The organism is Mesorhizobium sp. B2-8-9 (assembly GCF_006439475.1).
In the GTDB taxonomy this organism is placed as follows: domain Bacteria; phylum Pseudomonadota; class Alphaproteobacteria; order Rhizobiales; family Rhizobiaceae; genus Mesorhizobium.
In genome coordinates this window covers 18,234-41,265 of sequence record NZ_VFTQ01000022.1, presented here as the reverse complement: position 1 = coordinate 41,265, position 23,032 = coordinate 18,234, and the positions used below count along the sequence as shown (strand labels likewise).

Below are 23,032 nucleotides of genomic sequence, written 5' to 3'. Positions count from 1 at the left end.
GCCCGCTCTCATCTTGACGCACCAGAAGGTTACGGCGAAGGCGCCCTAACCTGCGCACTTTTCCTGGAATTGCTCCGACTTACTGGTTGATCTCGGGCTCGACGAGCTTGGCCAGGTTGCGCAGCGATTCCTGCCAGCCGAGATAGCAGGCCTCGGCGGGGATGGCGTCCGGGATGCCGGCCTGGGTGATGTTGATCTCGGTGCCTACCGAAACGTTCTTCAGGATCACGGTCACCTCTATCTGGCCCGGCAGGTTGGGATCGTCGAAGCGGTCCGTGTAGCGCAGGCGCTCGCTCGGAACCAGCTCGACAAATTCGCCGCCGAAGGAATGGCTGTCGCCGGTGGTGAAGTTGCGGAAGGACATCTTGTAGGCGCCGCCGACCTTGCCCTCGAACTCGTGGACCGTGCAAGTAAAACCGTTTGGCGGCAGCCATTTCGCCAGTGCATCGGCCTCGACGAACGCGCGGTAAACCTTCTCCGGCTTGGTCGCCAGGACGCGGTGCAGTTGAATGGTGCTCGGCATGTCTCGATATCCTCTCTTCGTTGATCGAAGCCCCAAGGACGGGCAGCCCTCAGCCGATCCGACAGAGGCTGTCAAATTTTGTGGCCCGCGGCTACCCTGCCACCCTTGCGGCGGAGGCTGCGGACGTGAGCGCTTCGATCAGGCTGGGCATCGTCGGTGGCGCGGGCTGGCTGGGCGCAATGTGACGCGATGTGCGACGTCGTTGGCCATCGCTGTTCGTTCGGTCGATCACTTTTGTTGAGCAAACCGAAATCGGATTCCGGCTCGAATATCCAACGTCGAACATATGGCGACTCAGCCCTTGCTCACCGCGCGCAGCCGCGCTGGTCGACGGCGGTCACGCGCGGCATCTTGCCCATATTTCAGCATGAGCCTCGCAATATTGAGTAAAATTGAGTAATTCGAGGTGTAATTATCGCGCATAAATTGTATTAGAAACCCCTTGTTATGTCTATTTCTAATCATTATCGATCAGCGGTAATTTTTTATCTGTACTGTGACGCGAATCCTTGGAACCATAGGCCGGCTTGCAGGTTGGCCTGAAAATCAGCCGCCACCAAGAAAGGAGTGTCCGATGAGTTTCGTCGTCAACGCGGTAGGCGTTCCTCTTTATTATAGCGGCGCTTCCAACCATTGGTTTTCGGCAACGTCCGGACCGACATTCAACGGCAGCAGCGGCAACGACTCAATCTGGGCCTCCAGCGGCGTCAACGTCACCATGTATGGCGGCCAAGGCGACGACATCTATTACCTCTATTCGGCGGGCAACAAGGTGGTCGAGTACGCCGGACAGGGCATCGACACGATCAACACATGGATGAGCTATACGCTGCCGGACAATGTCGAGAACCTCGTCGTCACCAACGCCCACAACTATGCCTTCGGCAATGCGCTGGACAACATCATCACCGCCAAGGCGGGCGGCCAGACGATCGACGGCGGGGCGGGCAACGATGTGCTGATCGATGGCGGCGGCGGCGCGGATGTTTTCATCATCGCGAAGGGCAACGGCAGCGACTCGATCGTCAATTTCGCCTCGAACGATGCTGTGCGGCTCGATGGTTACGGATTCACTTCGTTCGCCGCCGTCCACAATGCCATGATCCAGGCGGGGCCTAATGTGGTGCTGAACCTCGGATCGGGCGAAATCCTCGAATTCAAGAACACCACGATCGACAAATTCCAGCCCAACCAGTTCCAGCTGCCGATCGACAAATCCGGCATGACGCTGTCCTTCAGCGACGAGTTCAACACGCTGAACCTGCACAACAGCCAGGGCGGCACCTGGGATACTAACTTCTGGTGGGGGGCGCCGAACGGCAGCACGCTAACGCGCAATGGCGAGCTGCAGTGGTATATCGACGCCAATTACGCGCCGACCAGCTCGGTGCATCCGTTCAGTGTGCAGAACGGGGTCCTCACCATCACCGCGGCGCAGGCACCGGCCGACATCAAGCCGCTGATCAACAATTACGAATACACCTCCGGCATCCTGACCACGCATGACTCCTTCTCGCAGACCTATGGCTATTTCGAAATGAGGGCCGACTTGCCGGAACACGCCGGCGCCTGGCCGGCCTTCTGGCTGCTGCCGGAAGACGGCTCCTGGCCGCCGGAGCTGGACGTGATGGAGATGTACGGACAGAAACCGAATTCGCTGCTGATGACCGCGCACACCAACCAGACGGGCCAGCACACCACGGTCGGATCCACCGTGAACGTCATGGACACCGCCGGCTTCCATACCTATGGCCTCCTTTGGACCCCGGACAAGCTGGTGTGGACCTATGACGGCGTGCAGGTCGCGCAAGCGGCGACGCCGTCCGACATGAACAAGCCGATGTACATGCTGGTCGATCTCGCGATCGGCGGACAAGCCGGCGCGCCGCCCGACCATCTCGCCACGCCGGCCCAGATGAAGATCGACTATATCCACGCCTATACGCTGGATGAGCTGCAGCAGAGCCATTTGAACGTCACGGGCGAACACACAGCCTAGGCGGTCGAGCCAATGTCACAGGAGAGCACTCCGGGTGCGATCAGGCAGGCCGGCGTGCGGCCGATGTTCCTGCGCGCCGTAACCGATGTCGGGCTGTTCTCGCTGCTCATTAACCTTCTGCTCCTGGTCATCCCGCTCTACCTGCTCCAGGTCTATGACCGGGTGCTGCCCTCCTCCAGCGTCGAGACGCTCGTGTATCTGTCGGTCATCGCGGTCGCGGCGCTCGGTTTCCTCGGCTTTCTCGACGCCGTCCGAGCCGTCTACACGCAGCGCGTCGCGGCGACGGTCAATGACAGGCTTGGCGCCAGAGCGTTCGCCGCTTCGCTCGGTTCCGGCAATGCGCCGTCGCCCCTCACCGACCTTGCCTCGGTCTGTGCCTTCATCCGCTCGCGCGGTGTCTCGGTGCTGTTCGACCTGCCCTTTGCGCCGGTCTTCCTCGCCCTGCTCTACCTGATCCATCCGCTGTTGTTCTGGGTCACGCTCGGCGGCGAGGCGCTGCTCGTCGTGCTGGTCTTCGCCAACCAGCTTGCCATCGGCAGGAACGATGCGCTCTCGGCGGAGCGTTCGGCCTTGGCCAGCCGGGCCGAGCAGGTCTTTGCCCGCAACGCCGACACGCTGCGCGCCATGGGCATGGTGGAAAACGCTGCGCGCGCCTGGGGCCGGCATGTGGCGGAAGCGCTTGTCCTGCATGACCGTTCGGCCGGCGCCAACGCCGTCTTCAGCGGCGCTTCGAGAGCGCTGCGCATGATGCTCCAGCTGGCGATCCTCGGCACCGGCGCCTGGCTGGTGCTCAAGGGCGAGATGACGGCCGGCATGATCTTCGCCTCCTCGCTCGTGTCGTCGCGCGCGCTGCAGCCGCTCGACCAATTGATCGGCTCCTGGCGGCAGCTCGGTGAGGCGAGGCGTGCCTGGACGCGGCTGGGGACCGCACTCGCGGCGCAACCGGCAGAGACGCGCAAGCTCGTCTTGCCCGACCCGACCGGCGCGATTTCGGCGCAGGATCTCTTCTTCATTGCACCAAATGCCGCCTTTGGCGTCGAACCGATTCTCAAGCGATTGAGTTTCGCGATTCAGGCCGGCGAAGCGGTGGCGATCGTCGGCCCGAGCGGTGCTGGAAAGTCGACGCTGGCGCGCCTGCTCGTCGGGGCCGCCCAGCCGAGCGGCGGTACGATCAGGATCGACGGCGCGGAGCTCAGGACGTGGGACGAAAACCAGCTCGGCCGGCATATCGGCTATCTGGCGCAGGAGATCGAGCTTTTCCCCGGCTCGATCGCCGACAACATCGCCCGCTTCGACGCGCAGGCGGACGACGCCGCGATCGTGGAAGCGGCAAAGCGCGCCGAGGCGCATGAGCTGATCCTTTCGCTGCGCGACGGCTACCAAACGATGATCGCCGGGACGCTGTCGGGCGGCGAACGGCAGCGGATCGGACTGGCGCGCGCTTTCTACGGCAATCCGCGCATCCTGGTGCTGGATGAGCCGAGCACGCATCTCGACGGCGCCGGAGAGACGGCACTGGAAACGGTGCTCGCGGCGGCCCGCGCCGCGGGCGTCACCACGATCGTGATCACGCATCGCCCCTCGATTGCCACGGCTTGCGACCGTGTGATGGTCTTGCGCGGCGGCGCGATCGAGGCGTTCGGACCGAGCGCCGAGGTGCTGCGCCAGCCGGGCAAGCAGCGGAACACGGTGGTCACAGGATCATTCGCGCCGACCATCCGCGCCTCGCACGGCATCGCCACGGGTCCTGGACGATGACGCAGAGCCTCATCCTCGAAAGCCGCCCGCGCACCGACTTTCGGCGCACGGCCTTCGCCGGCTATGCGGCGATCGCGCTGATGGTCGGCGGCTTCGGTTATTGGGCGGCGAGTGCGCCGCTGGCAGGCGCGGTGATCACGCAAGGCACGATCGCGGCGACCAGCGGCAACATCCTCATCCAGCATCGCGAGGGCGGTATCATCAGGCAGTTGCTGGTGCATGAAGGCGACCGCGTGCGGGGGGGCCAGGACCTCATCCTGCTCGACCGGACCGCCGCGGAAGCCGATCTCAACCGGCTGACAAGACAATGGATCGCGCTCAAGGCAAGCGCGGCGCGGCTGGAGGCCGAGCGCGACGGCCTCGCCACGCTGGCGCCGATCGCCGACCCCGCGCCGGCGCCGTTCCAGCAGGATTTCGAAAACCTCATCCGCGAGCAGCAGAAGGAATTCGACGCCAAGCTTGCGCGATTCCGGTCGGAGCAGTCGATCCTGGCGCAGCGCGTCGCCATGCATCGCGAGTCGGTCAAAGGGCTGAACGCGCAGAAGGCCGCAATCGAGCAGCAGGCCGAGGTGGTGAAGAAGGAGCTCGGCATCAAGACCGACCTTCTGAACCGGGGCCTTACGGACCGCAGGGAATATTCGCAGCTTTTGCGCTCGGAGGCCGACCTCGTCGGCCAAGCCGGCGCGCTCGAGGCGGACCTCGCCTCGGCCAGCACGCAGATCGTGGAAGCGGAGGCGCAGACCGAGCGCGCCACGACGCAGCGCGTCGAAGAAGCGCTGACGAAGCTCGACGATGTGCGCATCAACCTCGCCGACATCGAGGAGCGGATGCGCGCCGCGCAAGCGGTGCTGAAGCGCACCACGATCACTGCGCCGGCGGCGGGCATCGTCGTCTCCTCGACCTACAATTCGCAAGGTAGCGTGGTCGCACCCGGCGAAAAGATCATGGAGATCCTGCCCACGACCTCGGGCCTGGTGGTCGACGCCAGGCTGCGGCCGAAGGACATCGACCAGGTGCATGTCGGCCAGCAGGCAAAGCTCCGGCTGTCGGCGCTCAACGCGCGCCTGACGCCGGAAGTCCCGGCCACGGTGAGCGAGATCTCTGCCGACCGGTTGATCGACGAGGCCACCCACGAACCCTATTTCCGTGCCAGGCTGAAAATCGCTGATGCCCTGCCCCCCGGCGTGAAGGCGGACCAGCTCTATCCCGGCACCCCGGTCGACACCTTCATCAGCACCGGCAACCGGACCTTCTTCGAATATCTGGTACGCCCGATGATGGACTCGTTCGCACGGGCGTTCAGGGAAAGGTAGGGCAGCCCTTCCGGCCGCCTCGGAACGCCCTTTGCGCCAGAACCGTCCTCGCTTCGGCATATAGGAGGAGGAGGAAGTGATGACGAAGAAGATGCGGGCGAGCCCTGCTCGGCTCCTCACTCCGGCCGATACAACTCATCCATACTAAGCTTCGCCATCTCAGTGAACGGCGCCTGTTTCTTCACTCTACCATGCTCCAGGATCACCAGGTCGTCGCAGAACGAGATGGTGCTGCGGTGGTGGCTGATGACGATCGTGGTGCGGCGGCCGGCGCGCGACTTCAGCGTCTCGACGATCGCCGCTTCCGAAAGCCCATCCACCGCGTTGGTGGCCTCGTCGAGGATCAATATGTCGGGGTCGCGTACAAGAGCGCGGGCGAGCGCGATGCGCTGCCTTTGCCCGGCCGAAAGGTTCACCCCGCGATAGCCGACCACCGTCTGGTAGCCTTGCGGTAGCGTTTCGATGAAGCCGTGCGCCTCGGCAAGCTCGGCGGCGCGGCGGGCCTCCTCGAACGTCGCCGTGTCCTTGCCATAGGTGATGTTGTCAAGGATCGTACCGTCGACCAGCTCCAGCTCCTGGCTGGCCAGAGCGATGTGGCGGCGCCAGTCGGCCGGGTCGATCTCGCCGAGCGGCGCGCCGTCGACGAGGATCTTGCCTGCATCCGGCTCGACGAAGCGACAGAGCAGGTTGACGATCGTCGTTTTGCCGGCGCCGGAGCGGCCGATCAACGCCGTCGAGTGCCCGCTCACAATGTCGAAGCTCGCCGCGTGCAGCACCGCCGCGCGCTGCTCCTCATTGGCATAGCTGAAGCTCACGCCCTCGAAGGCGATTTTTTTCGTTAAGGCGGCGAACTGCCGGCTGCCCTCGGGCGGCGCGGGCTTGCCATCGGGATCGAGCAGCCAGGTCACCTCTTCCAGCGAGCCGGAAAGACCCTGCAACTGGCTCCAGGTCATCTGCAAGGCTCTGATATGCGGCTGCAGGCGGTAGAGCAGGATGAGGAAGGCGGCGACCAGCGGGAAACTCAAACCCGCAAGCCAGGCGCCGATCACCACCGCCAGGAACAGCATGGCGTGCAGAACTTCGGTCAGCGGCCCCAGCGCGCCCTGGCGGTTTGAGAGCAGGAAGGCCGCGCGCCGCACGCCGTCGGATGCCTTTTCGAACGCCGCCTTCTCACGCGCCTCCTGGCCGAAGATGCGGATCAGCCGGCCAGCATGGACGAGATGCAGCATTTGCGAGGCCAAGGCGCTGTTGCGCGCCGAAACATTGCGGCTGGGTGCCCTGAGATGCGCCGACAGCGCCATATGCGCCGCTTGCACCAGCGCCAGCCCCAGCATCACCAGGAGCGTCATCGGCCACGAGAGCAGCAACAGAAAGGCGAGCAGGATGAGCGCCGCCGAGGCGCTGACGATCGCGCTGAGCATACCCTGGATGGCATCCGATGCCCGCCAGGATTCGCTGGAGATGATGTTGAGCAAGCGGCCCGGGCTTTGCCTGAGAAAGAAGGGATAGCCGACATTGAGCAGCCGCTCGGCCAGGGCGCCGCGTATCGCTTGGCTCGCCTTGCCGTAGATATGAGCGGTCAGCACCGAATTGGCGAAGGCGAGGAGGTTCTTGAGCAGGATCGAGCCGAGGATCGCGGCCGAAATCGCAATCAGCCGCTCACGCTCGCCTAGCCCGGCGCCGACCTTCTGCAGGAGGGCGGAGAGGCCGGCCATGCCGGTCGTCTCGCCATGGCCCATGATGATGCCAAGCAGCGGGATGATCAGGCCGATGCCGAGCCCTTCGAGCGCGGCACTTGCAAGTCCGAGCACGACGACGACGGGCATCAGGCCGAGCTGACGCCGTCCGAGCGCGCGCTGCAATATCGACAAGATAAGGGCTTTGGGTTCGATCATCGCGCGCCGGCCTCGGCCCTGGCCTCGGTGGTTTCCTGGGCGGGCCTCTCCTGCCGGTCAGGCCGCCCGGCCAGCACCAGGGCCATGAACTTCGCCGCGCCCGCCAGGTTCATCAGCACGATCGGCCAGTGCGACAGGCTGAGCTCCTGGTCGAAACGCGGACCGCCGAAGAGCTCGCGCGTGGCCGCCCGCGTTGCCCAGTAAAAGTGACGAAGCAGCCACGGGGCGCGGCGCATATGTTTCAGGCAGAGCGCACCGTTGCCGAAATGATAGTCGCGGTGCAGCCGTTCGATCGCCCCGCGGTCGCGCCTTCCATGATGGTGGAAGATCGTCATATCCGGCACATACTCCACCGCCATGCCGGCCAGCATGGCGCGCACCAGGTAATCCGTATCCTCGGCCGAGCGCAGCGCTCCGCCGGCGCCGAAGCGTTCGTCGAAGGGACCGATCAAGGCGGCAACATCGCGATGCATGGTCATGTTGCAGCCGAGCACGAAGCCGCCCGGATGGACGGCGCGCGTCAGCCGCTTGCGCTTTTCGCAGCGATTGATGGTGAAGGGCAGGTCCCCGGCGTCGCCGATCTCGACGCGGCCGCCGCGGATCAGCCATTTCTCGCCACTCGCATAATGCCGCTCGAGATCGACGAGATAGTCGCGGTCGAGCCGGCAATCGTCGTCGACGAAGACCAGCACGCGCCCGCGCGCCCGCGCCATCCCGGCATTGCGCGCCGCCGCCAGTCCGGGCCGTGGCTCACAGATAGCCGTCAGCGCTATATCGGACGCTGTGGCGATCCGCGAGAGATAGTCGGCCGTACCGTCGCGCGAGCCATTGTCGACCACCACCAGCTCGGCGGCGAAGGCAGGATGCGTCCGGCAGGCGGCGCGGATCGAATCGATGCAGGACTTCAGCACCGCCGCGCGATCACGCGTGCAGACGATGAAAGAGACCTCAGGCCGCTGGTTCGGGCCGGGGGGCGAGCGTAGATGCTGCAGCAGCGGATGGCGATCGGCGTTCATGCCGCCCCCATCCGATAAGGCGCAAGCACGGACGCCGCCGGCGCGGATTTGAGGCGATAGGCGACCCAGTCCGCGCGTTTGCCAGCCCATATCGAAGCCTGGCTCAGCCAGGGCGCCCAGGCGCCGGCGCGCAGCGCGTATTTCTCGCGGCGGCGGATGACGTCCCACTTCGCCGTCAGCGTCAGCAACTCATGCGCCAACGCCGGCCGCTGCTGGTCGTTGACGAGCTGGTAGAGGAAATAGAACAGGTTCAGCGCGCCGGCCTCGAAGCTCGGCCGCGATGCGGCCGGCAACTCGGCGACCCGCTCCTCCAGGCTGCGGATGAACGCGGCCGCGCGGCGCACAGTATCGAACGAAACACTATCGCCAATGGCACGCAGATCCTGCGTTTCGTCCGCCAGCCCCTCGCGCTCGAGATTTTCGCCGACAATCCGGAGGTGCGTGCGCCGCATCTCGCTTGTATGCAAGCTGGTCACGCTGCCGGGATGCAGGCGGTAGACGAGCAGGCTTTCCGGCATCAGCGCCGCCGGATAGCGGTCGGCCAGCCGCCGGAAGAGATCGAAATCCTCGGCATGCCGGTAGCGGCCATCGTAATACAGGTCTGCCTCGCCGATGACCCGGCGGTTGTAGACCACCGTCGGATGCATGAAGATCGTGAAGAACTTCGACAGCACCGGGAGGAGACCGAGGCGGAACACCGGATCCACCCTGCCCCGTGCGACGCGGCCGTGCAGCAGCGTGTCGACAAGCGAGCCGCAGAAGCCGAGTTCGGGCCGCGCGGCAAACAGCGCCGCCTGGCGCGACAGGCGCCAAGGATAGGCAAAATCGTCGGCATCCATCCGCGCCACCAACTCGCCCCGGGCGATTGACAGCCCCTCGTTGAGGCTGGCGACGAGGCCGCGATTCTCGCGCGAGATTATGGCTACGCGGCCGTCCGCCTTGCGGAAGCGCTCCAGGATTTCCAGCGACCTGTCGGTCGATCCGTCATTGATGGCGATGATTTCGAGCCGGTCGTAGTCCTGCCGCAGGATCGATTGGATTGCAGCGCCGACATAGAGCTCGGCATTGTAGATCGGCAGCACGACGGAGATGAGCGGGCGTATCATTGTCAGCTCCGGTCCGTCGGCTGCAGATCGAGCGCCGCTTCTGCGCCGGGATATGTGGCGCCGAACCGCCGGGCCTCGCTCGGCGCACGAGCGCGTGGCCGCGCGATATAGGGGAAATAGCGCTTGAAGCTGTTGAGCGGCTTTTCGAACAGCACCCAGGACAGCGAGGCGACAATCAGCGTGGCGGCGCCCGCGACCAGGAAGCGGCCCGGCCCCTCCTCCGAGACGTTGAGCGGGATCCACGGCTGGGCCTTTACGGTGTAAGCGAGGAGGATCGCGTGATAGAGATAGACGCCGTAGCTGATGCGGCCGAGGAAAAGCAGCGGAGGCAGTTCGGCCAGCCAGCCGAGCGTGCCGGGAAGGCCGTTCGAGCACATCGAGACGATCGCCACCAACGGCACCAGCGGCAGCACCTGCACCAGGAGCCAGCGCGGCCATTCCCATGTCGAGTTCGCCGGCCCCGGATCGGACAAGACGACGAGTAGGAAGAGCGCCACGAAGGCCGGCCAGCCGAACCGCATCCAACGCGGCACGCCGGCGCCCCTGGCGCGACGTACGGCAAGCAGCGCGCCGCAGGCAAGCGCATCCATCGAGGCCGGCGGCAACAGGTCTCGGGCCAGCGCCGGGTTGGCGGCGATCGGCCAGTAGAAGCGGTAGGCGAGCGAAAAGCAGATGAGGCCAATGGTGATCGCCTCGATGCGCCTGCGCGGCGCCAGGAGGACGATCAGCGGCCAGGCGATGTAGAACTGCTCCTCGATGCTGAGGCTCCAGAAATGGCAAAGCAGCCAGGGCGTCCAGTCGTTGCGATGCGCGTACCAGAAGTTCGACAGATAGAGCGCGTGCCAGACGAGCGACGATCCAGCCTGTTCAAGATCGGTAAACCAGACGAAGGCCAGTACCGCGAAATAGGGCGGGAATATTCGGATCGCGCGCCTGGCATAGAAGGAGCGCAGCGCCGATCCAGCCGCGAATTGATCGGCGTCGCGTGCCTCCAGCAAAAGCCTGGTGATCAGGAAGCCGGAAAGCACGAAGAACAGCCGCACTCCGAGATGACCAAGGAAGGACGTGCCGCCGGGCGCGAAGAAATGCGAATAAAGCACAAGCGTGACGGCAGCAGCCCGGAGCGCGTCAAGCTGGAGGTCGCGACCGCCGGGCATCATTCGCAGCCGCTGGTGCTGACGACATGGCCCGGGCCGGCGGCCGCAACATCCGTGCCGGTCAACGGAAAACGCAAGCGTGCCGACTCCTAAACCCTATATTCGCCTACGCTAAAGGACTGCGGCACAAAATGGTGCGGTGCAACACAGAATAGTTATCAGCCTGAATGAAAACGTGACCGTTCGTTCCAGGAAATGACACGTCTATGCCGCTATTCTGCCTTTTTTGACGAAGCGCAGGCTCCAACCAATGCGGATGCATCAAGCTCTTCGAAGCTGCTGGAGAACCGCTCAGACAACGCCACAATGTAGCCCGGCGACATACCAAAAGGGGTTACCCTCCTCACTCCCATCTCTCTGGCTCAATCACCGCCTGTAGACATCGCGGCGGCAATGAAACAATCTTCACTGCGGGAACAAAAGCGCTTCGAAGAAAGCGCGGACCTTCGGGTGCGCATGAAAAATCGATGGACCTTGTACGATCCACGCCTGGCCTGGATGCTCGTTGCACCGGTGCTCTTGCTGCTGATCTTCTTCCTGGTGCTGCCGATCGCGGTGATGGCGGCTTATACGTTCTTCACCTTCGTCACCGCAGGCGTCGAAACCAGCGCGCTGACCACCGCCAACTGGCAGGAATTCTTCAGCGACAGTTATTATTTCGGCTTCCTGCTGAAGACGTTGAGGGTCGGCGCGATCACCGCGCTGCTGTGCGGCGTGCTCGGCTACTTCCCGGCCTATTTCATCTGGGCCACGAGCTTCAGGCACAAATGGCTGCTCTTGCTCCTGCTCATCGTGCCGTTCTGGATCAGCTTCACCATCCGCACCTTTTCCTGGATCAACATCCTAGGCGAACAGGGCGTCGTCAACGTCGCGCTGCTCAAAATGGGCATCATCAACGCGCCGCTGCCGATGCTCTACAACGAAGGCGCGGTGATCCTGGGGCTGCTGCATTTCCTCCTGCCCTACATGATCCTCAACGTCTATGTCAGCCTCGAGGGCATTGACCGCACGCTGATCTCGGCGGCCCGCTCGATGGGCTGCACCAGTGCGCAGGCGTTCCGCGAGGTGACGTTGCCCCTTTCCCTGCCGGGTCTCGCGGCGGGCCTGCTGCTCTGCTTCGTGCTGGCGGCCGGCAGCTATGTGACGCCGCAGCTCTTGGGTTCGGGCCGCGACGCGCTGTTCGGCAATTTGATCTATGACACCATCATGAGCGAATTGAACTGGCCGCTGGGCGCAACGCTGTCGATCGTGCTGTTCCTCGTGCTCGGCTTCTTCGCCGCGATCTACACCCGCTACATGGGTATGTCGCAGATCGTGAAGGGGTTGGGCGGATGAAGGCTGCGCGGCCGAACAAGGACGGCAAATGGGCATGGCGGCTGACCGGCTTCGTCACGCTCTGCGTCTACGTCTTTATGTTCGCGCCGATCGCGGCGACCGTCATCTTGTCGTTCAACGCCTCGATGTTCGGCGGCTTCCCGATGACCGGCTTTTCGCTGCAATGGTACGCCAAGCTGATGAACAATGACGCGGTGCTGACGGCTTTCCGCACCTCGCTGTGGATCGCGCTGGTGACGGCGGCCGTCACCACGGCCATCGGCGTCGTCACGGCATTCGCGCTGGCGCGCTTCGACTTCCGCGGCAAGCAGGCGCTGAGCACGCTGGTGATCCTGCCGGCGCTGGTGCCGGAAACCATTCTCGGCGTCGGTCTTCTGGTGCTGATCAAAGCGATCGACCAGCCGCGCACCATGCTGCTCCTGGTGCTCGGCCATATCCTGCTTGCGGTGCCCTATGTGGTGCTGATCGCGCAGGCGCGCATGGTCGGCATAAGGCGCGTCTATGAGGAGGCGGCGCTCTCGCTCGGCGCCTCGCGCTTCTCGTCCTTCCGCGAGATCACGCTGCCGCTGCTCATCCCGGCGGTCTTCGGCGGCGCGCTGCTCGCCTTCACCATTTCGTTCGACAACACGTCGGCCAGCCTGTTCTGGCGGCCGGCAGGTGTCGAGACCATGCCCACCCAAATCCTTTCGATGCTGAAAATCTCGATCAGCCCGGAGATCAACGCGCTCGGCACTGTGATGATTGTGGTGACCGTCGGCATCCCGCTGATCGGCGGGGTGCTAATGCAAGGCCTGACAAAACTGAGAAGACGCGGCGAACCCAAGGAGGAAGCACGATGAAACTGACCACCACCAAGCGGCTGGAGCGGCTGCACGACCGCTATGTCAACGGCGATCTCAGCCGACGGACGTTCCTGAGTCTGACCGCGGCTGCTGCGGCCTCCGCCGGCCTCTCCATGCCGTGGATGAGCCGCGCGCTTGCCGCGGTCGAGCAGGTGCGCTTCGACGGCTGGGGCGGAACGGTGCAGGACGCGATCGACAAATATGCTTTCCAGCCCTACACGGCCAAGACCAAGATCAAGGTGGTGCAGGGCACGTTCGGCGACGAGAACGAGATCATCACCAAGATCAAGACGGCCAAGCCCGGCGACTTCCAGATCGTCCATTCGTCCGGCGTCAACTATTACATCAAATATATCAATGCCGGGATGAACTCGGAGATCAACGAGGCCAACATTCCCAACATGGCGAATGTGCTGCAGCCGATGATCGAGCCGTTCCGCAAGCTGACGCCGAAGCTGTCGGCCGTGCCTTACGATTATGGCACCACCGGCATCGCCTACAACACCAAGGTGATCTCGCCGGAGGAAGCCAAGGAAAAGGGCGCGGCACTTCTGCTCGACAAGAAATATGCCGGCAAGGTCGGCGGCTATTCCGACATGACCACCCGCGTCTGGTACGCGGCTCTCGCCACCGGACAAGATCCCAACAATCTCAAGGACATGGACGCGATCTGGGCCAAGGTGCGCGAGACGCGCGACCTCGCCAAGAAGTTCTGGAGCTCCGGCGCGGAGTTGATGGACCTGCTCTCCAAGGGAGAGATCGTGGTGACCGACGCCTGGTCGGGCCGCGTCGCGGCGCTGCAGGACCAGGGCCACCCGATCGGCTATCTCGATCCGGCCGGCTCCTATGCCTGGATGGAGGACATGCTGATCCTGAAAGGCTCGCCGATGGCCGAGTGCGAGGAGCTGATCAACTTCATGCTCGATCCGGCGACCTCGATCGCGGTGGCCGAAGGCCAGAGCTATCCGCCGTCGCTCGACCCGAACAAGGTCAAGCTCACCGACAAGATCGCGAAGCTGCCGGCTTTCGATCCGACCGGCACGATGAAGGCGTTGACCTTCGCCGATCCGGTCTATTGGGCGACCAACGAGGACGCCTGGACCAAGCAGTGGAACAGGATCTCGAAAGGTGCCTGACAGCCAGGGCACGACACCCAATCCCCGGCCGGCCTCGGCCGGGGCGGAAGGCGCGAGCGCGGGCGCCGGGGCGAGCAGCCCCGCGGTCGAGTTTCGCAACATCGACATCGCCTACGGCAAGTTCGTCGCGGTACGCGATTTCTCGCTGTCGATCGGCAAGGGCAGCTTCGTCACGCTGCTCGGCCCTTCGGGCTGCGGCAAGACGACGATCCTGCGCTCCATCGCCGGCCTGGTCGATATTTCTGCCGGCCAGATCATGATCGGCGGCCGGCGGGTCGACGACGTGCCGATCTACAAGCGCAATATCGGGCTGGTGTTCCAGAGCTATGCGCTGTTTCCGCACAAGAGCGTGTTCGACAATGTCGCCTTCGGGCTGAAATACCGCAACGTCGCCAAGCCCGAGATCAAGCGCAAGGTCGGCCAGGCGCTCGACATGGTGCGGCTGCCGGGCAGCGAGAAGAAACTGCCCTCGCAATTGTCGGGCGGCCAGCAGCAGCGCATTGCGCTGGCGCGCGCCATCGTCTTCGAGCCGCAGGTGCTTCTGCTCGATGAACCGCTCTCAGCGCTCGACGCCAACATGCGCGAGGAGATGCGCGTCGAGATCAAGAAGATCCAGAAGGAAACCGGCATCACCGCCATCTTCGTCACGCACGACCAGGAAGAAGCGCTGTCGATGTCGGACCGCATCGTGGTGATGAATGCCGGCTCAGCCGAGCAGGTCGGCACGCCGGAAGAGGTCTATGAGCGGCCGGCCACCGCCTTCGTCGCCGACTTCCTCGGCAAGGCCAACATGCTGTCAGGCACGGTGAGCAGGTCCGACGGGCCGACCATCGTCACGCTCTCCGGCGGCCAGACGGTCAATGTGCTTTCACCCAAGGCGCTGCCGCAGGGAAGCGCAGTCACCGTCGTGGTGCGGCCACAGAAACTGTCGGTCGGTCGAGCGAGCGCCAATCGGTTGCCCGGCCGGATCGTGTCGGCCTCCTATCTCGGCGGCAGCGCTATCTACGAGGTCGACATCGGCGGCAAGGCGAACATCCGCGCCAACGCCCCGATCGACGGCCGGGTGCTGCGCGAAGGCGAAGCGATCGAACTCGGCTTCGACCCGCACGATTGCGTCTTGCTGGACGAGGCCGGGCGGCGGATTTCCTGAGGGCCGCGACTGCTGCTGCCCCGCAAAGTGCCTCAGTTTGAATTTTCAGGAAACAACACATCGGTCGCCATGACCAACATGCAGGCGACCGGTCGCGTGGTTCAGCCTCAAGTGATACAAGTAAGGCACCAACATCCCCTCGGGAAGCGCGCCGGCTTGTTCCATTCGTCCGAGTTCGGCCATGGATTTTCGCAAAGTCTTCTGGATCTCGGACGTGCGGCGGCTGCGCTCGGCGAATAGAAACCGTTCGAGCAACTCGGGGCGGCGGTTGGCCACGGCTGCGAACAGTACTCTGAGATCGTCATAAGATCGGCCATCAAGTTGCTCCAACGCGGCAACAAACGGCTCAAGCAGGCGATGCCGCCTCATTCCTCGCGCTCTCTTCTATACGACCCGCGCGTCCCAGCCGCGCCTAGCTCGATGTTCCTGCAAGCCTACAAAATCTCTATTTCCACGGCAATTTCGACGCCCGCTCCAACGCTCGTTCCCCCGGTCGTAAGCCACAAGTCCGGCCATCGACGACGCGAACGGTCGCGCCGCAAAAGATGGAGACGACGATGACGACTTTGGAACACACCCCCCATGAAACCAGCCGATCGGGTCTCGGCCCGATCAATTTTGCCGGCCGTGCGCTGCGCCTTGTCTACCGTGCAATGAGGATGCGCAGCGACCGCGCCGCCATGCAGGCCATGCCCGACTATCTGCTGAAGGACATGGGTATCGCCCGTTCTGAAATCGATCATTACACCTCGATGCGCTACGCCTCCGACGCCGGCGGGATGGACATCCGCAACGCCCATTGATCGCCGATGGCGATCGTCGCCACGCCGTCGACAGGCCCCGGGCTTCCGCACGCCCGGGGCTTTTGCGTTCCGGCGCATTCGGGTCAAGACACTTCGTTACAAACGATACGTCCAACGCAATTTCCACGGTAGGCGTATGAAAAATTCCACGGTCGCATCCACTCTCGTTCAAACGCTCCATCGGCAAACAGAGGCCGTCACGGCAACCAAGCCGCAAACGAACCTTTGGAGATGAAGATGCAACCCAACACCAAACCTGCACGGCTTCCGCTCAATGGCGTCGACACGCCGAACCTTTTGGCGACGATCAATTTCGTCGCCGGGCAGCCGGAGCTCGCCAAGTTCCAGTTCCGCGCTCACAACGAGTGGATCGAGGGCACGCACAGCAAGACCGTCATGAACGGCTTCTTCGGCGCCGGCCAGGAGCAGAAGCACGAGAAGCCGCATTATGCCGATGCCGATCATCCGGCGATCTTGTGCGGCGCCGACAACGCGCCGACCCCGGTCGAGTGGCTGCTGCACGGGCTGGCGGGGTGCCTGATGGCGGGCGTCGCCAACATCGCCGCCGCGCGCGGCATCAAGCTCACCAAGGTGAAATGCTCGGTCGACGGCGACATCGACCTGCGCGGTATTCTCGGCATCTCCGACGAGGTCCGCAATGGTTTCCAGAACATCCAGGTGTCGTTCGAGATCGAAGGCGACGCGCCGGCCGAAAAGCTCCAGCAGCTGGTCGAGCAGTCGCGCGCCCGTTCGGCCGTGTTCGACGTGCTGACCAAGGGCGTGCCGGTCACCGTCGGCATCAAGACCATCCAGTAAGCCGGCCGGCGGTCCGGAGCCGATCCGGGCCGCCGCCGCCCGAGACGGAAATGAACCATGAGACGCTCGGACGTCGTTATCATCGGCGCGGGCCAGGCCGGGCTCGCGCTCAGCCATTGCCTCGGCCAGGCCGGGATCGACCATGCCGTGCTGGAGCGCGGCCGCATCGGCGAGCGCTGGCGTTCGCAGAGCTGGCGCTCGCTCAGGCTGCTCACGCCGAACTGGCTGAACGCCCTGCCCGGCTCGCCCTACGGGGGCGGAGATCCGGACGGCTTCATGACCAAGGAGGCTTTCGTGGAAAGCCTGGAACGCTACGCCTGGCAATGGAATGCACCCGTCGAGACCAATGTCGAGGTCATCGCTGCCAGGCGGACCGTCGAAGGCTTTGCCTTGCGCACCAGCGCCGGCGAGCTGTTGGCGCGAGCGGTCGTCGTCGCGACGGGACATTGCGACCGGCCGGTCATCCCTTTTTCGGCTGAGATGCTTTGCGGGCCGCTCAGCGTCCACGCTTCGCAATATCGCTCGCCCGGCGAGCTGCCGGGCGGCGGTGTGCTGGTTGTCGGCGCCTCGTCCTCCGGCGTGCAGATCGCCGACGAGCTCGTCCGCGCCGGGCGGCGCGTGGTGCTTTCGGTCGGCAAGCATACGCGCCTGCCCAGAACATGGCGCGGCCAGGATATCTTCTTCTGGCTTTGCGAAATGGGCTTGATGGCACAGCGCCAGGAAGACCTCGCCGATCCGGAAGGCGCCCGGCGCCAGCCATCGCTGCAGCTCGCCGGCCGGCCGGACAGGGCAGATGTCGATCTCGCCACGCTGCAGGCGCTCGGCGTGGAACTCACCGGGCGGGTGCATGGCGTCGGCGACCGCGAGATCGGCTTCGCCGGCGATCTTGGCCAGCACATCGCGGCAGCCGAAGCGAAGCAGGCGCGCCTACTCGACCAGATCGATCGCTTCGCTGGTATGACGACACCGTACCGGCCGGAGCCGGTGGCGACGCCGGCGACGTGCGCGGCGCGGCTTTCACTGACGGACGGATCGATCCGCAGCATCGTCTGGGCAACCGGCTATGCGCGCTCATTCGGCTGGCTGGAGCCGCTGGCGCTCGGCGCCGATGGCGAGCTGGCGCATCAGGGCGGCGTCACCAGCGTGCCGGGTCTCTACGCGCTCGGCTTCCGCTTCCTGCGCAAACGCGATTCCAACTTCATCGGCGGCGTCGGCGCGGATGCCGAGGCGATCGCCGCTGAAATCTCCCGTTATCTCGATTGCAACGGCCGCCAGGCGGCCTGAGGACGTTGAACATGGCAAACAACCTCATCTCCCTGATGGCCGCTCCGAAGCACGGCCATTACGACGCTATCGTCGTCGGCGCGCGCTGCGCGGGCGCGGCGACGGCGATGCTGCTTGCGCGCGCCGGCCTCAAGGTGCTTGCGATCGACCGCAAGCCTTATGGATCCGACACGCTGTCGACGCATGCGCTGATGCGACCGGCCGTGTTGCAGCTTTGGCGCTGGGGTCTGCTCGAGCCGCTGCTCAAGGCCGGCACGCCGCTCATCGAGACGACGACCTTCCATTATGGCGACGAGGAGATCACCATCCCCCTTGCCGCTAGCTTGGACCTCCCCGGCCTCATCGCGCCGCGGCGCACCGTGCTCGACCGCATCCTGGTCGATGCGGCGCGCAAGGCCGGCGCGGAGATCCTGCACGAGGTGGCGGTCGGCGGTCTCTTTGCCGACACGCGTGGCCGCGTGCGCGGCATCGAGATCCGCGCCGCCGGCCGTACTGCCGTGCGGGTCAGCGCCGATATCGTCGTCGGCGCCGATGGCATCGGCTCGCTGGTGGCAAAATGCGTCGACGCCCAGCCCTTGCGGCGCGGCGCGGTGTCGGCTGCCCATGTCTATGGCTATGCGCCAGTCGAGCCGGGCGCCGGCTATCACTGGTACTTCCGCGACGGGATCGCCGGCTCGTTAATCCCGACCAATGACAGCCTCGCCTGCATCGTCGCTTCGGTGCCGACAGGCCTGTTCGACCAGCGCTTCCGCCTCGGCCACGCCCGCGCCCGGATGGATGTGCTCGAGACGCTTTCCCCGACACTGGCAGCACAGGCGGCCCGGGCACCCAAGGATGCGCGCCTGCAGGCGTTCCGCAGCGTGCCGGGCTATATCCGCCAGCCGCACGGCCCGGGCTGGGCGCTGGTGGGCGACGCCGGCTTCTTCCGCGATCCGATCACCTCGCACGGCATTTCCGACGCGCTGCGCGACGCCGAGAGCCTCGCGCGGGCAATCCTCAGTGGGTCCGAGGCAGCGTTCGCGGTCTGGCAGCAGCAGCGCGACATGATCGCCAACCAGATCCTCGACACCACGGACGCCATCGCCGGCTTCGATTGGACGCTTGACGATCTCGGCGAGCGGCATCGCCGATTCAGCGCCGTCCTGAAGGCCGAGGTGCAGGCGCTGGCCGGGCAACCCATGCCGGCCCGCCGCGCTACCGCATCGAAGCCCTCGACCTATCGAGCGCCGGCCAACCAGGACGGGCCGCCGGCCGATTTTTCCCGCAACCGAACTGGAGCAAGACCATGACTGTGCATGTGATGAAGGACGGGTGGATCGGTGTCATCAAGGGCCGGCCAAAGGTGGGCGCCTTTGCCGAACGCTCGCGGCGCACGCAGCCGCAGGGTATCGACGCCTTTGCCGAGATGACCGGCGATCGTAATCCGCTGCATTACGACAAGGCGCTGGCCGAGGCTTCGGTCTTCGGCAAGCTCATCGTGCAGGGCGGCGTCACGTCCGGCATCCTGAACGCGGTGGTCGCGGAAGACCTCCCCGGCCCCGGCTCGGTGTTCCTCGAAGTCTCGTGGAAATTCGTCAAGGCGGTCGGCGTTGGCGAAATGATCACCGGCCGCGTCGAGGTCAAGGACGTGCGCGCCGACAAGCCGATCACGAAGCTGGAGACATCGGTGCGCAACGAAGCGGGCGAGCTTTGCCTCACCGGCACGGCGACGGTGTTCACCGTGCCGCTCATCGGCGGCTGAGGGCTTCGCGAGTGCCCGGTTACCCGCCCGCCGTCTCGGCGATGAAGGCGCGGACGTGGTCTATGAACTCCTCGAAGGCGGGCTCGCCTTCGAGGAGGATGTGGTTCTGGCTATCGAGCTCGATGAAGCGCGCGCCGGGAATGCCGGCGGCCATGGTGCGGCCCGACTCCACCGGCGCCACGTTGTCGTCGCGCGCATGCAACACCAGGGTCGGCACGCGCACCTTGTCCAGCAAGTCGCTGACATCGATCACCGCAAAGGCATTCTGAAGACGCCAGGCATCGTCGGGCGAGACGGTGCGCAGCATCAAATCGTCCATCCAGGCGAAATGCTCGTGCGTGGCGCCGGGGATGAACATGGAACAGAAGGCCTGGCGAAACATCGGGTTCGACTTGCCCCAGCTCTCGCGCATCAGCGTCGCCACGGCCTCGCGCGTCGCGATCTCGCCGGCATCGCCGCGCGCCCGCCAGCCTTTGACGTAGCCGCCGTAGAGGATCATGCCCGACACTCTCTCGGGGTGGCGGATGGCATAGGCGATCGAAACCGCGCAGCTCTGCGACAGGCCGAGCAAGGTAAAGCGGTCGAGCCCGGTTGCCTCGACCACGCATTCGAGGTCCGACACCATGGTTTCGAACGAGATGTCGACGACGTGCCTTTGCGACAGGCCATTGCAGCGCTCGTCATAGCGCACCAGCCGGTTGTGACGTGACAATTCCCGCATCCAATGCCGCCAGATCGGGCTGTCCCAGTCGAAGGTGAGATGCGACATCCAGTGCGCGGCGCGCAAGATCGCCGGCCCGCTGCCGGTGCTGGCATGGGCGAGCCTGGTGCCGTCGAGAGCCCGACAGAACTGCACGGCGCGGCCGGAATCCTGCGGCGACGCGGCAGGCTTCGACGGCGGCGCGAGGGGAGCGGACTGCGGCGCGCGTCCCGTGGCTTGAGCGGCGGCCGACCGAACCTTGTCCTCCAGCGCCTCGATCTCGGCGGCGATGCTGGCGTCGTCGGGCGTCAGGCGGCGCAGACGCTGGGCGAACGGCAGCGCACGTCGCGGCTCATTCCCCAGGCGCTCGACCAGCTCGCGCAGGATGCCAAGCTCGACGATCTCGACCTCGCTGGCGATGGCCTGCCGCCAGGCTTCATAGTCGAAGCAGCGTTCGAGCGAGAGATCGGCGAGAAAGCCGCCTCGGATCGAGGCCAGGACCGCTTCGAGCTCCTCGGTCGAGCGTGATGAAAGATCGGTCTTCACCAGCGGCGCCAGCCGCGCATAGTCCGTCCCGATATTAAGCGCGACAGCATTGCGATCGGTGGCAAGAACGGATTCGTCGGTGCCCAGCACCTGGCGGATCTTGGACAGGCTCCAGCGCAAGGCGCCGCGCGGATCGTCCGGGATGTCCCAGAATATCTCGCACAGCCGCTCGCGCTGGTGCTGCCTGGCGGTGACGGCGAGGTAGGCGAGCAGCGCCCGCGTCTTGCGAGATGGCGGCAGGTGAAGCGGCTCGCCGTCGCGCCTGACCTGAAAATCGCCAAGCACGCGCAGTTCCAGCATGTGCTGACCGCCGTTCATGCGTCCACACGCTTGTCGATCGCCATGATCCCCTTCGGCCTTGGCCGACGCTGCGAAGGGGCAGCCAATAGCAAAATTGGCTAATTTAGGAAAGCTTGGTCCGGACGGCTCACCGCCCGAGGAACCAGATCGACCTGGCGGCTCGGGCAGCCGCATATGTCTATCAAGGGACGTGGCCGCTCGTTCACGCCTTTGCCGGAACCGGCCTCGACTTGATCGCCGTCGCCAGCACGACCCCGACCACGATGAAGGCCGCGCCGAGCAGATCGTAATCGTGCAGGCTCTCGCCGAGCAGCAGGTAGGCGAGCACGGCGACGAACAGGGTCTGCAGATAGAGCAACATGCTTGCCCGGCTAGCGCCGAGGGTCTCCACGCTTTGGTTATAGAGATAGTACATCAGCGCGCAGCCGGGACCCGCCAGATAGGCAAGCGCGAGAAGGCCGTCGGCATTCAAGGCGGAGCGCTCGTCGTTGAAGATTTCCCAAAGGTGGAACGTCAGCGCCACCAGCGCGCCGGCGCCAAGCAGAAGGACCACCAGCGGCAGGAGCTCGAGGCCGAATTTTGAGCGGCGCAGCAGCACCGTATAGAGCGCCCAGCAGAAGGCGCTGCCGACGATCCACAATTCGCCGATGTTGAAGCGCAGTTGCACCAGCGCGTCCAGCTTGCCATGCGCGACGATCACCAGCATGCCGGCAAGTGCTGCAACCGCGCCGAGCGACTTCCAGAGCCCGAGCGGCTCGCCCAGCACGAGACGCGCCAGCACCATGGTCATGATCGGCGACATCGCCATGATGATGCCGGCCGTGGTGGCGTCGGTGTCGTTCAGTCCATGGTAGATCATCCCTTGGCAGAGCGTCAGGCCGATGGCGCCGACGGCAACGATCTCCAGCGGCCGCGATTTGAGCAGCGCCAACATCGCGCCGTGATGGCGGTGCACGATCGGCAAAAGAATGAGGCAGGCGAGCGCCAGCCGCCAGAAGCATAGCCCCCAGGGCGGCATTTCCGGCGCCACCCACTTTGCCGCGATATAGACGCCGGCCGAAAGCAGCCAGCACAACACGGCGGCGGGATAACCAGCCAGCGACGATATCGCTCGAGCGACCGGCGCTTCCGCCGGATGCGCTATCGGTATCGCCTGCATCGCATGTCCCCCACTCCATGAAGGTCATCTCAGTCGCAGCCGACAGTCTACCTCATGACGGGAGTGTTACATAGTCGGCCCGGCAAAAGCGTACGCGGCAGGGATCAATGCGACGTGTCGCCGGCCATATGCAGAAGATCCCAGGCCGAGCCGACGCGCCCATGGAACTGCGATGCGAAGCGTTTGGCTTCGATGTCCTCGAGGCCGTCCTCGACAAGGGCCTCGATGCTCCGCCGCAGCAAGGCGAGCTGCATCTGCCGCGCATGTCTTGCGTCGGTTTCGCGCATGATGGCCGTGACGTGATATGCCACGACCGGCTGGCCAAGACAGGACAGGAGCGCGCTCGACCCCGCCGTCGCTGCAGTAACTGCTTCCTCGATATTCATTCCGGCGCTCCTCATCAAAAGATGCTGGGCGCCTCCCCGGCAGAATGGCGACGGTGTCAGTCGCTTC

General features: G+C 64.7%; 21 protein-coding genes. 12 read left to right on the top strand and 9 right to left on the bottom strand.

Features of this window, described 5'->3' with window-relative positions; genetic code table 11:
- Positions 1-79: 79 nt before the first annotated feature.
- Positions 80-523 (bottom strand): SRPBCC family protein, encoded by a 444-nt coding sequence (locus FJ423_RS23345; protein ID WP_140845408.1) that lies wholly within the window; start codon positions 521-523, stop codon positions 80-82.
- Between the two features lie 574 nt (positions 524-1,097).
- Between FJ423_RS23345 and FJ423_RS23340 the strand changes: the two genes are divergently transcribed.
- From FJ423_RS23340 to FJ423_RS23330, 3 genes are read left to right on the top strand one after another with little or no spacing between them, the layout of a single operon-like run.
- Positions 1,098-2,522, top strand: coding sequence for a family 16 glycosylhydrolase (locus FJ423_RS23340; protein ID WP_140845407.1), 1,425 nt, complete (start codon positions 1,098-1,100; stop codon positions 2,520-2,522).
- Positions 2,523-2,534: 12 nt separating this feature from the next.
- Positions 2,535-4,280 (top strand): type I secretion system permease/ATPase, encoded by a 1,746-nt coding sequence (locus FJ423_RS23335; protein ID WP_140845406.1) that lies wholly within the window; start codon positions 2,535-2,537, stop codon positions 4,278-4,280.
- Positions 4,277-5,593, top strand: coding sequence for an HlyD family type I secretion periplasmic adaptor subunit (locus FJ423_RS23330; RefSeq protein ID WP_140845405.1), 1,317 nt, complete (start codon positions 4,277-4,279; stop codon positions 5,591-5,593). Before FJ423_RS23335 ends, FJ423_RS23330 begins: the two co-directional genes overlap by 4 nt.
- A gap of 116 nt (positions 5,594-5,709) precedes the next feature.
- On the opposite strand, the gene FJ423_RS23325 is transcribed toward FJ423_RS23330, so the two are convergent.
- From FJ423_RS23325 to FJ423_RS23310, 4 genes are read right to left on the bottom strand one after another with little or no spacing between them, the layout of a single operon-like run.
- Positions 5,710-7,488 (bottom strand): ABC transporter ATP-binding protein, encoded by a 1,779-nt coding sequence (locus tag FJ423_RS23325; RefSeq protein ID WP_140845404.1) that lies wholly within the window; start codon positions 7,486-7,488, stop codon positions 5,710-5,712.
- Positions 7,485-8,504, bottom strand: a complete 1,020-nt coding sequence (locus tag FJ423_RS23320; RefSeq protein WP_140845403.1) for a glycosyltransferase — start codon at positions 8,502-8,504, stop codon at positions 7,485-7,487. The genes FJ423_RS23325 and FJ423_RS23320 overlap by 4 nt, the downstream gene beginning before the upstream one ends.
- Positions 8,501-9,610 carry a glycosyltransferase family A protein gene (locus tag FJ423_RS23315; protein ID WP_140845402.1) on the bottom strand — a complete coding sequence of 370 codons (1,110 nt, stop codon included), beginning with the start codon at positions 9,608-9,610 and terminating at the stop codon, positions 8,501-8,503. Before FJ423_RS23315 ends, FJ423_RS23320 begins: the two co-directional genes overlap by 4 nt.
- 2 nt (positions 9,611-9,612) lie before the next feature.
- Positions 9,613-10,767 (bottom strand): acyltransferase, encoded by a 1,155-nt coding sequence (locus tag FJ423_RS23310; RefSeq protein WP_140845460.1) that lies wholly within the window; start codon positions 10,765-10,767, stop codon positions 9,613-9,615.
- Between the two features lie 456 nt (positions 10,768-11,223).
- On the opposite strand from FJ423_RS23310, the gene FJ423_RS23305 reads away from it, so the two are divergent.
- The 4 genes from FJ423_RS23305 to FJ423_RS23290 are packed head-to-tail and all read left to right on the top strand — an operon-like array spanning position 11,224 to position 15,230.
- Positions 11,224-12,102 carry an ABC transporter permease gene (locus tag FJ423_RS23305; RefSeq protein WP_140845401.1) on the top strand — a complete coding sequence of 293 codons (879 nt, stop codon included), beginning with the start codon at positions 11,224-11,226 and terminating at the stop codon, positions 12,100-12,102.
- Positions 12,099-12,941 (top strand): ABC transporter permease, encoded by an 843-nt coding sequence (locus FJ423_RS23300; protein ID WP_140845400.1) that lies wholly within the window; start codon positions 12,099-12,101, stop codon positions 12,939-12,941. The genes FJ423_RS23305 and FJ423_RS23300 overlap by 4 nt, the downstream gene beginning before the upstream one ends.
- Positions 12,938-14,080 (top strand): ABC transporter substrate-binding protein, encoded by a 1,143-nt coding sequence (locus FJ423_RS23295; RefSeq protein WP_140700384.1) that lies wholly within the window; start codon positions 12,938-12,940, stop codon positions 14,078-14,080. Before FJ423_RS23300 ends, FJ423_RS23295 begins: the two co-directional genes overlap by 4 nt.
- A complete protein-coding gene (locus tag FJ423_RS23290; RefSeq protein ID WP_140845399.1) occupies positions 14,073-15,230 on the top strand; it encodes an ABC transporter ATP-binding protein in 1,158 nt (385 codons plus the stop codon). The genes FJ423_RS23295 and FJ423_RS23290 overlap by 8 nt, the downstream gene beginning before the upstream one ends.
- A gap of 45 nt (positions 15,231-15,275) precedes the next feature.
- Here FJ423_RS23290 and FJ423_RS23285 read toward each other — a convergent pair whose 3' ends face one another.
- The gene (locus FJ423_RS23285) at positions 15,276-15,599 is read right to left on the bottom strand and encodes a hypothetical protein (RefSeq protein WP_140845398.1); all 324 of its coding nucleotides are present in this window, start codon (positions 15,597-15,599) and stop codon (positions 15,276-15,278) included.
- A 188-nt stretch (positions 15,600-15,787) separates the two neighbouring features.
- On the opposite strand from FJ423_RS23285, the gene FJ423_RS23280 reads away from it, so the two are divergent.
- The 5 genes from FJ423_RS23280 (at position 15,788) to FJ423_RS23260 (ending at position 19,874) form a co-directional block, all read left to right on the top strand.
- Positions 15,788-16,033 carry a DUF1127 domain-containing protein gene (locus tag FJ423_RS23280; protein ID WP_181174876.1) on the top strand — a complete coding sequence of 82 codons (246 nt, stop codon included), beginning with the start codon at positions 15,788-15,790 and terminating at the stop codon, positions 16,031-16,033.
- Between the two features lie 237 nt (positions 16,034-16,270).
- Positions 16,271-16,849, top strand: a complete 579-nt coding sequence (locus tag FJ423_RS23275) for an OsmC family protein (protein WP_224529713.1) — start codon at positions 16,271-16,273, stop codon at positions 16,847-16,849.
- A gap of 57 nt (positions 16,850-16,906) precedes the next feature.
- The gene (locus FJ423_RS23270; protein ID WP_140845396.1) at positions 16,907-18,133 is read left to right on the top strand and encodes an NAD(P)/FAD-dependent oxidoreductase; all 1,227 of its coding nucleotides are present in this window, start codon (positions 16,907-16,909) and stop codon (positions 18,131-18,133) included.
- A gap of 11 nt (positions 18,134-18,144) precedes the next feature.
- On the top strand, positions 18,145-19,422 hold the full coding sequence (locus FJ423_RS23265) for an NAD(P)/FAD-dependent oxidoreductase (RefSeq protein WP_140845395.1): 1,278 nt from the start codon (positions 18,145-18,147) through the stop codon (positions 19,420-19,422).
- Positions 19,419-19,874, top strand: a complete 456-nt coding sequence (locus FJ423_RS23260) for a MaoC family dehydratase (RefSeq protein ID WP_140845394.1) — start codon at positions 19,419-19,421, stop codon at positions 19,872-19,874. Before FJ423_RS23265 ends, FJ423_RS23260 begins: the two co-directional genes overlap by 4 nt.
- Positions 19,875-19,893: 19 nt before the next feature.
- Here FJ423_RS23260 and FJ423_RS34270 read toward each other — a convergent pair whose 3' ends face one another.
- The 3 genes from FJ423_RS34270 to FJ423_RS23245 all read right to left on the bottom strand — a co-directional run bounded on the left by FJ423_RS34270 (position 19,894) and on the right by FJ423_RS23245 (position 22,965).
- Positions 19,894-21,438 carry an alpha/beta fold hydrolase gene (locus FJ423_RS34270; protein WP_246680243.1) on the bottom strand — a complete coding sequence of 515 codons (1,545 nt, stop codon included), beginning with the start codon at positions 21,436-21,438 and terminating at the stop codon, positions 19,894-19,896.
- 184 nt (positions 21,439-21,622) lie between these two features.
- Complete coding sequence (locus FJ423_RS23250) at positions 21,623-22,579, bottom strand: EamA family transporter (protein ID WP_140845393.1); 957 nt, start codon at positions 22,577-22,579, stop codon at positions 21,623-21,625.
- Between the two features lie 104 nt (positions 22,580-22,683).
- Positions 22,684-22,965 (bottom strand): hypothetical protein, encoded by a 282-nt coding sequence (locus FJ423_RS23245; RefSeq protein ID WP_095768257.1) that lies wholly within the window; start codon positions 22,963-22,965, stop codon positions 22,684-22,686.
- Positions 22,966-23,032 lie beyond the last annotated feature (67 nt).

Coding starts and splice junctions, on each gene's coding strand:
- FJ423_RS23345 (WP_140845408.1), bottom strand. CDS start 523: ATGCCGAGCACCATTCAACTGCACCGCGTCCTGGCGACCAAGCCGGAG.
- FJ423_RS23340 (WP_140845407.1), top strand. CDS start 1,098: ATGAGTTTCGTCGTCAACGCGGTAGGCGTTCCTCTTTATTATAGCGGC.
- FJ423_RS23335 (WP_140845406.1), top strand. CDS start 2,535: ATGTCACAGGAGAGCACTCCGGGTGCGATCAGGCAGGCCGGCGTGCGG.
- FJ423_RS23330 (WP_140845405.1), top strand. CDS start 4,277: ATGACGCAGAGCCTCATCCTCGAAAGCCGCCCGCGCACCGACTTTCGG.
- FJ423_RS23325 (WP_140845404.1), bottom strand. CDS start 7,488: ATGATCGAACCCAAAGCCCTTATCTTGTCGATATTGCAGCGCGCGCTC.
- FJ423_RS23320 (WP_140845403.1), bottom strand. CDS start 8,504: ATGAACGCCGATCGCCATCCGCTGCTGCAGCATCTACGCTCGCCCCCC.
- FJ423_RS23315 (WP_140845402.1), bottom strand. CDS start 9,610: ATGATACGCCCGCTCATCTCCGTCGTGCTGCCGATCTACAATGCCGAG.
- FJ423_RS23310 (WP_140845460.1), bottom strand. CDS start 10,767: ATGCCCGGCGGTCGCGACCTCCAGCTTGACGCGCTCCGGGCTGCTGCC.
- FJ423_RS23305 (WP_140845401.1), top strand. CDS start 11,224: ATGAAAAATCGATGGACCTTGTACGATCCACGCCTGGCCTGGATGCTC.
- FJ423_RS23300 (WP_140845400.1), top strand. CDS start 12,099: ATGAAGGCTGCGCGGCCGAACAAGGACGGCAAATGGGCATGGCGGCTG.
- FJ423_RS23295 (WP_140700384.1), top strand. CDS start 12,938: ATGAAACTGACCACCACCAAGCGGCTGGAGCGGCTGCACGACCGCTAT.
- FJ423_RS23285 (WP_140845398.1), bottom strand. CDS start 15,599: ATGAGGCGGCATCGCCTGCTTGAGCCGTTTGTTGCCGCGTTGGAGCAA.
- FJ423_RS23280 (WP_181174876.1), top strand. CDS start 15,788: ATGACGACTTTGGAACACACCCCCCATGAAACCAGCCGATCGGGTCTC.
- FJ423_RS23275 (WP_224529713.1), top strand. CDS start 16,271: ATGCAACCCAACACCAAACCTGCACGGCTTCCGCTCAATGGCGTCGAC.
- FJ423_RS23270 (WP_140845396.1), top strand. CDS start 16,907: ATGAGACGCTCGGACGTCGTTATCATCGGCGCGGGCCAGGCCGGGCTC.
- FJ423_RS23265 (WP_140845395.1), top strand. CDS start 18,145: ATGGCAAACAACCTCATCTCCCTGATGGCCGCTCCGAAGCACGGCCAT.
- FJ423_RS23260 (WP_140845394.1), top strand. CDS start 19,419: ATGACTGTGCATGTGATGAAGGACGGGTGGATCGGTGTCATCAAGGGC.
- FJ423_RS34270 (WP_246680243.1), bottom strand. CDS start 21,438: ATGAACGGCGGTCAGCACATGCTGGAACTGCGCGTGCTTGGCGATTTT.
- FJ423_RS23250 (WP_140845393.1), bottom strand. CDS start 22,579: ATGCAGGCGATACCGATAGCGCATCCGGCGGAAGCGCCGGTCGCTCGA.
- FJ423_RS23245 (WP_095768257.1), bottom strand. CDS start 22,965: ATGAATATCGAGGAAGCAGTTACTGCAGCGACGGCGGGGTCGAGCGCG.